12 protein-coding genes are annotated in these 9,280 nt (G+C 39.5%); all 12 read right to left on the bottom strand.

Annotated elements, in window-relative coordinates; genetic code table 11:
- Positions 1-53: 53 nt before the first annotated feature.
- The 12 genes from PYV58_RS07555 to PYV58_RS07500 are packed head-to-tail and all read right to left on the bottom strand — an operon-like array spanning position 54 to position 9,128.
- Positions 54-788 carry a hypothetical protein gene (locus tag PYV58_RS07555; RefSeq protein WP_275059774.1) on the bottom strand — a complete coding sequence of 245 codons (735 nt, stop codon included), beginning with the start codon at positions 786-788 and terminating at the stop codon, positions 54-56.
- Positions 781-945: a hypothetical protein gene (locus PYV58_RS07550; RefSeq protein ID WP_275059835.1), complete on the bottom strand. Its 165-nt coding sequence runs from the start codon at positions 943-945 to the stop codon at positions 781-783. Before PYV58_RS07550 ends, PYV58_RS07555 begins: the two co-directional genes overlap by 8 nt.
- 2 nt (positions 946-947) lie before the next feature.
- Positions 948-1,403 (bottom strand): hypothetical protein, encoded by a 456-nt coding sequence (locus PYV58_RS07545; protein WP_275059773.1) that lies wholly within the window; start codon positions 1,401-1,403, stop codon positions 948-950.
- The gene (locus PYV58_RS07540) at positions 1,390-1,890 is read right to left on the bottom strand and encodes a phage virion morphogenesis protein (RefSeq protein ID WP_275059772.1); all 501 of its coding nucleotides are present in this window, start codon (positions 1,888-1,890) and stop codon (positions 1,390-1,392) included. Before PYV58_RS07540 ends, PYV58_RS07545 begins: the two co-directional genes overlap by 14 nt.
- A gap of 2 nt (positions 1,891-1,892) precedes the next feature.
- Positions 1,893-2,327 carry a DUF1320 domain-containing protein gene (locus tag PYV58_RS07535; protein ID WP_275059771.1) on the bottom strand — a complete coding sequence of 145 codons (435 nt, stop codon included), beginning with the start codon at positions 2,325-2,327 and terminating at the stop codon, positions 1,893-1,895.
- 8 nt (positions 2,328-2,335) lie between these two features.
- Positions 2,336-3,316, bottom strand: a complete 981-nt coding sequence (locus PYV58_RS07530) for a major capsid protein (protein ID WP_275059770.1) — start codon at positions 3,314-3,316, stop codon at positions 2,336-2,338.
- 9 nt (positions 3,317-3,325) lie between these two features.
- A complete protein-coding gene (locus PYV58_RS07525) occupies positions 3,326-3,682 on the bottom strand; it encodes a hypothetical protein (protein WP_275059769.1) in 357 nt (118 codons plus the stop codon).
- A gap of 12 nt (positions 3,683-3,694) precedes the next feature.
- Positions 3,695-4,609, bottom strand: a complete 915-nt coding sequence (locus PYV58_RS07520) for a hypothetical protein (RefSeq protein ID WP_275059768.1) — start codon at positions 4,607-4,609, stop codon at positions 3,695-3,697.
- Between the two features lie 55 nt (positions 4,610-4,664).
- Positions 4,665-5,909 (bottom strand): phage minor head protein, encoded by a 1,245-nt coding sequence (locus PYV58_RS07515; RefSeq protein ID WP_275059767.1) that lies wholly within the window; start codon positions 5,907-5,909, stop codon positions 4,665-4,667.
- 5 nt (positions 5,910-5,914) lie between these two features.
- Positions 5,915-7,372, bottom strand: coding sequence for a DUF935 family protein (locus PYV58_RS07510; protein ID WP_275059766.1), 1,458 nt, complete (start codon positions 7,370-7,372; stop codon positions 5,915-5,917).
- A 7-nt stretch (positions 7,373-7,379) separates the two neighbouring features.
- Entirely contained in the window at positions 7,380-8,627 is a 1,248-nt protein-coding gene (locus PYV58_RS07505; protein WP_275059765.1) for a PBSX family phage terminase large subunit, read from the bottom strand.
- A 12-nt stretch (positions 8,628-8,639) separates the two neighbouring features.
- Positions 8,640-9,128, bottom strand: a complete 489-nt coding sequence (locus tag PYV58_RS07500) for a terminase small subunit (protein WP_275059764.1) — start codon at positions 9,126-9,128, stop codon at positions 8,640-8,642.
- Positions 9,129-9,280 lie beyond the last annotated feature (152 nt).

Below are 9,280 nucleotides of genomic sequence, written 5' to 3'. Positions count from 1 at the left end.
CGAAAGCAGGCACAAAAAAAGACGCTTATGCGCCCCTGTGCCTGTTGTCTTAATTATGCTGCTGGAATTGTCACAACATGTCCATATAAACCAAGTGTAGGATCTAAACCATTTTCAGTATCAGAAAGTGCCTGTCCTGAGATTTCATATTGACCTAGCTCTTCATGAATCAATGGGAAAGTAGTTTCTGGAGATTTTTTAGTACGCCATAATCGTACAGCCATATTTTCACCTGTTGCAGTATTGATTCCCTTAAAGAACAACTCGTATTCTTTATTGAATTCACTTGCGATAGTTGTATGGCTAACCGCACCAGTGGTAAAGCTGGCTGTTACTGGGTCCGCAATTAACTCATTAAATGTAATCGTACCAAATATTGCATCAAGCGTATATTTATCAGCTGCGATCGTCGTAGATCCCGTTTTAAAAGATACTTGAGTTAAGTTGTAGCCATCAAGTTTGATTTCTTGACCTACTTTGATTGTTCCAAGTACTTGGTCTGTAACTGTAACACTGGCAACCTCAGATTTCATACCTGACAAGATGTATTGCATATTGGCTTCATCTACTTCTTCAAGTTGCCCTTTGAAATTAACACCTGTTGTCTTGGTTAATACAAAATCTGTAGTGCGTTGTCCTGATGTGCTTTCTTGATGTTCAACCTGATCTGTTGTGATTTCAAGCTCAAATTCAGGTACGTTTCCAAGATGACGCATAGCGCCAGCAACACCATTCGCAATTTCAGATAAGTAAAACTTACCCTGAAGCGAAATATATTTTTTAGCCATCTGTTTTGACCTCTTTTGGTTTTGGTTGCGCAGATGGCTTCACTTCTTCAATGATCTTATCTGCTTCTAATCGCTTAATTTGGTCATCTGATAGACCGCCCACAATATCGCCTTTTTCAAAGCGACCTACAGGCTGTAATGCTATATATGTTTTCATAGTCACCATGATTTAATCATTTGTGCTTCAAATAAGAATGGGAAGAATGCACGACCTGACACTGTGGATTTTCCAACAGGTACACCAGCATCAACCCGCAGAAAGCGTTTATAGCCCACTATATCTGGTTGATAGCCTTGCATTGCTCTAAGAATTTTTCTGATATGTGGGTCAGCTAGTTGACGAATAGACATTGTCTCGCTTTGCTGAGCAGAAGCATCTGAAACACCAAGCGCAATTAGCCATTGTTGATAGATTGCATTTGCCTTGCCATCTCCCGATGTATCAGAGATGCGATCACCCACATAAATAATGCCAATTCCCACATCACCCACAATAGATTCAAAGAGATCATCCACGCTGAATGGCGTAACGATTTCCTCAACCTCTGGTATTTCCGCTTTGATACGTTTCAAAATATCGTCTTCTAGCGCAAAATAATTATCAATGTTTTGCATCAGTTAAAACCTTGTATAAATATTCTTCAATTTCAAAGAGTATTTCTTGTGAATCATCGACAGAAATTCCCATATACGGGCGAGGTGGGATATAAACAGCTTTGATCTTTCTCCAACCACCCATAGGTGTTCTAAATACTAAATACTTTCCTGATTTTGGCTTAATGGTTCCACCAAAATGTAAGATAGGTGCATATTTAACATTTGTGCCAACAGAGATTTTATTACCCTGAACTTTTGCAAAAATTGAATTATACAAACGCCCAGTGTCTCGTAAAGTCTGTCCACCTTGAACCTTCGCCCGCCATGACTTTTGCCAAGGCTTGTCATCAGTACCAATGCCTGTTTTTATTCGTTGCTGAACATTAAAAACAAGTAGGTCTGAGATGTCATGCCATAGCTTTGATGGGTCTTCTACACGATCAAGGACTCGTCGCATAAACTCTTGCAACTTCTCCTGACCATGCATTTGGATTGAGTCCGCCATAGTTAAATACTCGGCATGTTATTCAAAACATCGTCACCAAATACACCACCACGATAAGTAGTACCTATTGGTGCAGATGCTTTGATCTTTTTGGGTCGTGTTACTTCCTGTGTCACTTCACTCTTAATTAGAAGTGTTGCTTTGCCTTCTGAAACCCGCTTTAAAAAACTAATAGCATCCTCATATCGCTTTCTTATTTCTTCATTTGGGTTTTGGCGATGAAGAAGATAACGAGCAATATCACAGATATAAATAGTTATATTTTTAGGCGGTGACTCAAGCGGAACCATATACATCACACCAATGAAGCCATCAGCTATATCGGTTGCATCTTGTATGTAGGATTCTACTGATTCATTTTCAGTAAGGTTTCTTTCTAATTGAGTGATGTGATTCAAGCCGTAACGCAACACCATGTCATCACGGCTTGCGTACATAACACACCTTATTTTGTTGAGGTTAATTTCACCAAAGCTTTCGGTTTAGCAACCACAGGCAATTGGTTGGACTGGACATGCAAATCAAAACCACGATCAAACTTTTTGGTGTCTTGTTTTGCGTAATATGGCAAAGCAGAGGTATTCACTGCTTCATTGAAATCAGCTGGCGCCAAAGCATTCAAGAATACATCCTGAGTACCAGTTGGATAAGCATGACCTTCTTTCACGCCAATTAAAGGCACAGTACCAACTTTATGACGATTCACTATGAATTTGATGCCGCCAAATTCAAAGCCTGAAGTGTTAGATTTACCTAAACGCTGTTCAGCAGCAGACCAGTTTAAGAAGACTTCTTTTACGTTTTTATGTGAAGTTAATGCATCATAGAATTGACGATCCACTTCAGCTTCTACTGTTGAATAAAGTTCTTGGCCTAAACCATCTTCAATGAGGTCAATTACATCTTGGCACTTCGCCAATACGTTTGTGGTAGCTGTGCCAAGTTCGAAATCTACTGTTTGACCTGTAACACCAAAGTCGGCGTAGTAATCAACAATCACTGTACCATCGGCATCCAAGACAATACCTTGTTTTGCTTTAGTGCGACGATAAGCAAGTGTAGTGTCGATTTTGTTTTTCATCATTTGCAGTTTATCAAGCACTTTGCCTTGAACTGTTTCTGCAGCGGTTGAACCGAATGCACGCACACCAATCACATCAGATGCAAGCACTGTGTCTTCAAGTGGCATGTGTGGAATAACCCAAGACTTAGCTGTGCGCTTTCCACTTGAGTTTTTAGGCGCAACACCACCCCATTCAGTTGTTGGTACTAAAATCGAACTTTCTGCATAGAATTCCACAGAGAAATTTTTTGTAGTGCCTGGAATGCTGCGGAACAAATTAATGTCATTCGGATTACCTATTCGTGTTGGCAAATTAGTAATTGCAGCGCTTAATTCTTCTGTTGTAAAAATCATTTCATCCATTTTTTCACCTTATGCTGAACGAACAGCTGTAATACCAAGTGTCTTAAGACCTGCAACAACTGTTGCTAAATCATCCGCTTCAACATTTGTGAGTTTTTCAGGCACAATTCGAGATAGATGTGCAAGGATTACGCCTTTGCCCTTTTCTGCAGCAGTCTTAACCCCACCAATGCAAATACCAACCACTGCACCCTCACCCGTAAAGGCAATCGCATCGCCCGAAGCATTGAAAGATACTGGCTGACCATCTTTAATGTCTTGGCTAGCTGCTACGCTTACATTTTCACGACTTGGAAGATGATTCCCCTCAAGTTCCCAAGCCAACCAGTCAGATGTCGCACCAGCTTTTTCTACTGTTTTAACCATTTTGTATTCACCTTATTTTCGAGATGCTGCCATATCAGCTAATGTTTTAGGCTGACCTGCATTGAATTGATTTTGATTACCACCATCCGCTTGATGTTCTTTCATCCAAGTTGGAAGTGGTTGTTTTTGTGGTTCAGTTTTTGTTGAGAATTTACGCAGCTGAGTTGCAGAGAATGCAAAAGCTTTTTCATCAAGCTCCTTCATTTCCTTTACTTCGTCATCTGTAAATTCTTTACCAACATCTTTGGCAAGTGCTGCAATCGCGTCATTACGCTTATCTGCTGCAAACTGAGTTACTTGTTGCTTGAGAGCTGCGATTTCAATATCTTGCTCAGCAATGCGATCTTTGGCTTGTTCTAAGTCCACATTTGTGTCCTCTTGTTGAATTAAATTTGATTTAGCTGAAAAGGCTTGGATTGATGTTTGAGTATCTGCGCCAATTCCACAGATAGTGATTTCGTGCACGCGAACATTTCTGAAAACATGCAATGGACCAGTAAACTCTTGCCCATTCACGAATACAGTCTTACCTGCTGAAATTTCTTCAATGCTTTCAGGGTCAGCCCACCAAGACATTTGGAATGGGTATTCATCATCAATATCTGCAACAATTTCTTGGGCTTTCTTATTTTTTAGAAAATAACCTTGAGCCTGAAACTTATTAGAAATATCAAATGAGGTCGCAACACCAATGCGTAGACCACCAAAATGTTCTTCAACCAAACCAATTTTTGGCTTTAGTTGAATGTTCTGAAGATCAATAACAACACCGCTGCGCCCCCAGTAATAGTGGTTATCTATCCGACCACCGCTATACACTTCAGCATCAAACTTGCGTCGGCTTTTTTCATCTTCACCATTTATAGATATGGCTGTATTTAAGGCCGTAAATTGAAACTTGGTGCTTTCGTTTTCTTCCTGTTGCATTTTTCATGCTCCAATAAAAAACCACCTATTAAGGTGGTCTTGAATTTTCAATAATTTAAACACTGTATATTGTATTTCGGGCTATAAATAACCGAGTCGCTTTCTCTTCAGTGCGCTTAAGTATGATTGATTCACTGGTCACATCAACGACTTGTAAATTTAAATCAGGTGCCAATAGTGCACCATCTAAACCTTGAATTTTAGATAGATCAATCGCATGGCCTTTCATATCTAAGATAGTGATCGTTTTGCCTGCACTCTCTGCAGTTTTGAATAAGGTAGGTGTTTGAATACCGATCACATTACCCTTCTGCAAATTGAACGAATCAAAACCTTTGATAGAGTTACCTGTAAGCTTATTCTTTAAGCTTTTAGCCTTACTTAAAATAGAATCAAAGGCCTTAGAAATCTTGTTCCAAATGGAGTTCGATTTCTTGTCATGTGTCTTTCGAATTAAAACTTCTTTTGCTAGTTCAGACAATGACTCATCATTCTGCGCAAACTCAAATGTAATACGTGCATCACTCGGGTTTACATCAAGCTTAGAAATAGCTTCATCCAAAATCTTTTTATTTGAAGCATCAAGTGGCTTTAAGGCATCAATTACAGATTTATTAGCAGACTGCTCAATGACCGCATCCTCTCTAATCTTTAAGAGCTCTTGCGCTTCAGTATGATTGATAAATGGATCATCTAATTTCTGATCAATCACCTCATTTAAATAAGTATTTTGCTTAAACGGATGATAATCCCAATCATATTTGTTTTGAGGCAAATCAACCAATTGATCATCTGGTGTAATTCCAATTCGATCAGCCATTTTTTCAGTCAATGATTCAACTGTGCAACGACACTGAAAACCATTCGGCGGATAGTGTTTATTCCAAAATTCATCATCAATATGACGAATTATGTCGTTCAATGCTAAATGAGTTGGTCGAGTACGACTATCAATGATGGCTGAATAACGCAAATATGGACGAGATTCCTTATTTCCTTGCTGCTCCAACCACCGACCATAGGCATAAGCATTCTGAATATTGGTTCTGTAAACATTTGCTAAATGATGATCAGAAAGCTCAATACCCTGCTCTTCAACTTGCTTTTTAAAATCATTGAATGTACCGCCACTTTCAATGGATTTGGTTGCTAAGTTAAGCACTGTTTTAATCTGCTCAAGTGAAGCCAATCGACTAATTGTGGCAGCATTGGATCTTGCGTGAAGATCCATGGTGTAAAACTCATCAGGCAATACTACTTTGCGATTTCTGGCATACTCTAGAGAAGAACTATAATCCACCACAGCTACCCCTTTTTGATTGCCTGCACATACCCAATTACATCAGCTTTAAACAAAGCCTTTGCAAGATTGATTTCAAACTCTTCTAAAGTTGCGCCTTTACTTGCTGAGTAGAGATTTTGCATCAACTCATTTTGGGAGTTTGAATTTTCAACAATCTTTTCGATATCTGAATCACTCAATAGCGTAGAGCTTTGAGCTTTAATCAAACTATCAATTTCTTGCTGGCCTTGATTAGTCTTATTGACTGTAGCTGCGAAACTAAAGGCTGTTTTCGGAATAGCTGTGAATTGGCTTGGTAGCTGCTGTGACTCTTTCAAATCACCATCTTGCAAGCCATATTCACGAGTCCAATATTGATTTGTAAATTCAGCACCAGCGTTTTTAAGATCAACATCTCGTTTTGCCTGTGCTTCATTGAGCGCCTTATCATCACCAATAATGATTTTATGGTGTGACCATTCATTCAGGGTGCACATTGCATTAATAATCATTTGAAGTGTTGGTGTTACAAGTCGAATATCGGATTTTAGTTTATCTTTTCTAACATTCTCATGAACTAAACCTAAAGCTCTAGATCCATTCCCATCTGTACCACTAGTAAGCGTTTGACCCAGAATTAACTTTTGAATTTGTCTCAAAATTACAGTGTGAAAAGTATCAAAAGCTGCACCAGCATTGCCTTGAGTATTACTTAGAATTTGGACATCATCACTAGCATCAATGGAAATTACTGATTGTGCGTGCGCTGATAGCAATGCATCATTCATTGCATCAATACCACCATCATCATCAGAGCCACTGCTAGCAACCTTACCAAGCAATATTGGTGTACCAAAACGCTCAAGGAACTTGGCCCAAAACTTAAACCCATTTTGTTTGAAAAAGAACAACCAGTACAAAGAAGATAATAACGCTTTACCATAAGGTTGTTTGTACGTTGCCTTTCTTCGGGTTAAAAAGAATTTAATAGTTTGGTCTATTTCTCGCTCTACACCTGTTGAATCAGGTCGATAGATTAATCGTCCATCATTCTTTGGCTCAAACCACTCCATAGGCTTTTCACCAATCCAAGTAAGACCAATGTAGCCATCTTTATAATCCCAATTGGCTTCTTGAACAGAGTATCCATAAAACAAGGCATTCAATGAGCTTGTAGCAATCTCGCTAAACCACTCTTGCATCTCTTGCATGAGATATACAGTTTCAGGTGTATCACTTGGTTCAATGCGAAATGGAGTAGCAAGCAAGGCATCTAATCTTGTCTCAGTCGCCTGCCCAATCTCATCATCATCTAGCAATACATCAAGGTTGTGACGTTGAATGCCAGCCTTACGAAGTGTTTTATCAATATCAGGTAGACGCCCGATATTATTAAAGAATTGAGTTACAGCCTCGTGGGTATTTAGAGAACCACCAGACAAAGCCTTATTCTTTACCTTGTCTTTGCTTGACTTTGCCATAATTTCCTCAATATGTTCTTGAGCCTGCGCCCTTTGGTTTTGCTCGTCTTCTCCCCTTAATTAGAGGTTCTAAGCCATAACGAATTCCATCAATATGATGGTTGTTCATATCTAAGATTTCAGGAAGAATATCCCCTGCTTTGTTCATCTTGTATGAATACAATTTGAACTCTTTAGCTGTTTCAGGGCAGTCAGGATGAATAATGATTTGATCAAATCCTTTAATGAATGTCACACCATCTTCAATCGAACCAGCCCATTTTGAAGCAGCTTCAATCTTGAAGCCTTGGCGCTTCATATAACTGATCGTTTCTGGTCTAGAACAATCTGCTCGGATTTTGTGTTTTCTTGAATTGGGAACCTCATCAAAAAGTTTTGGCAAGTGATCAATCTCACATCCAATTTGATGCGCTTCATTCCGAATGTATAATTTTCTGTTGTTGATAAAGAATCTATTTAAGGTAGTTGGATCCTGTGCAAATCCCCAATCCGATCCGTAATAGATTTCAGTCCAGCTTGGGTCTGGTTCAAATTCATCAACCACATAACTTCCAGAGAATACAATTGCCTGGCTAAACTCAAGATATGAACCATGCCAAATATGCTCAAACATAGCCCAAGCATTTTCATCACCCGACTTCTGCATACGAATCGCTCTTTTGCGATCCTCGTTATATTCATCAAGTAATGTTTGTGGAGCAAATGGGTTATCTGTAATGTTAACTTCAATAACAACAGCGCTTTCAGGCGCAAATTCACCCCTTAGAAAATCATCTACAGGATCATCTTTTGATTCGGGATTCCAAGAAGCCCAGATTTGAGCCCCTTCAGCACGCATTGTTGGTCGCAATAATCGCAAGGACTTTGCTGATAAGCGATTAGCCTCTTCAATCCATGCTACTTTAAACCCCTCTAAAGACTTGATTGAGTCTGCGGTGTGATCTTGCATACCCTGAAATAGAATTACACCATCACCGCCGATTCTTTTAATCAAATCCCTTTGGCAATCAAATAAATGCTCAACGCCAAGTGCTTTAATTTTGTCTTCGATTAATTGTTTGCTGGAGTATTTGATCGATTTTTGAATTTCACGAATGCAAACTGCACGTAAATTTTTATCAATTACACATTCTTCAACTAATTGCTCAGCAACAAAATGAGACTTTCCCGAACCACGTCCACCATGCACACCTTTGTAACGAGCTACTTTGAACCAAGGTTTAGCCCAACGTGGAGTTTTAATTTTTAGCTCCACGTTATACCCCTGCTAATCTATAAACTCACGAATTACTTTGATTTCTAAATCCTTACCATCAGCGCCAGTATGCTCATGCTTCACTTTGTCGCTCAACATGCCCAAATGCTTCATCATTAACTCGAGTGACTTGTTAGCACCACTCTGGTCAAACTTGTATTGTGGAGCCACGCTGCCATCTGGACCTTCTACCAAAACTGGGAAACCATCACGATCCAAAACTTCTTCCGATTGCATGCAACGATCAGCAACAGACTTGAGGCTTTTTAAAACATAATAAGCATCAATGCCCAACTCTTCCGCCCGTTCTTCTTGTAGAAACTTAATACGCTCTTGAACATCAGGTCTTAATATTGCTCGAAATGCGTTTGATTTATCTGTGTAGCCTGCCTTTTCCCCTGCTTTTTTCTTATTTGCAGTCTCAACATAGGCTTGAGCTAAATTTTCATGTTGCTGATTTGCTAGTGGCTCACTCCCTTTCGGAAGCTCTATATCTTCCATAAAGGAATCTCCTAATATATAATTATTAATGCGTGGGCGAGGACTTCCCGATGGTTGTATTTATACTTCACAGGGTCCGTGCCGTTGGGTCAGTTTCAAACTGGTCTGCTTCCGCAAAGGTAACTCCTTGGGAAGCCTAAAGAACGAAGGAC

This window comes from Acinetobacter sp. TAC-1, from assembly GCF_029025845.1.
GTDB lineage: Bacteria > Pseudomonadota > Gammaproteobacteria > Pseudomonadales > Moraxellaceae > Acinetobacter > Acinetobacter guillouiae.
The sequence above is the reverse complement of the archived record's forward strand: the minus strand, read 5'-3'. Positions and strand labels throughout refer to the sequence as shown.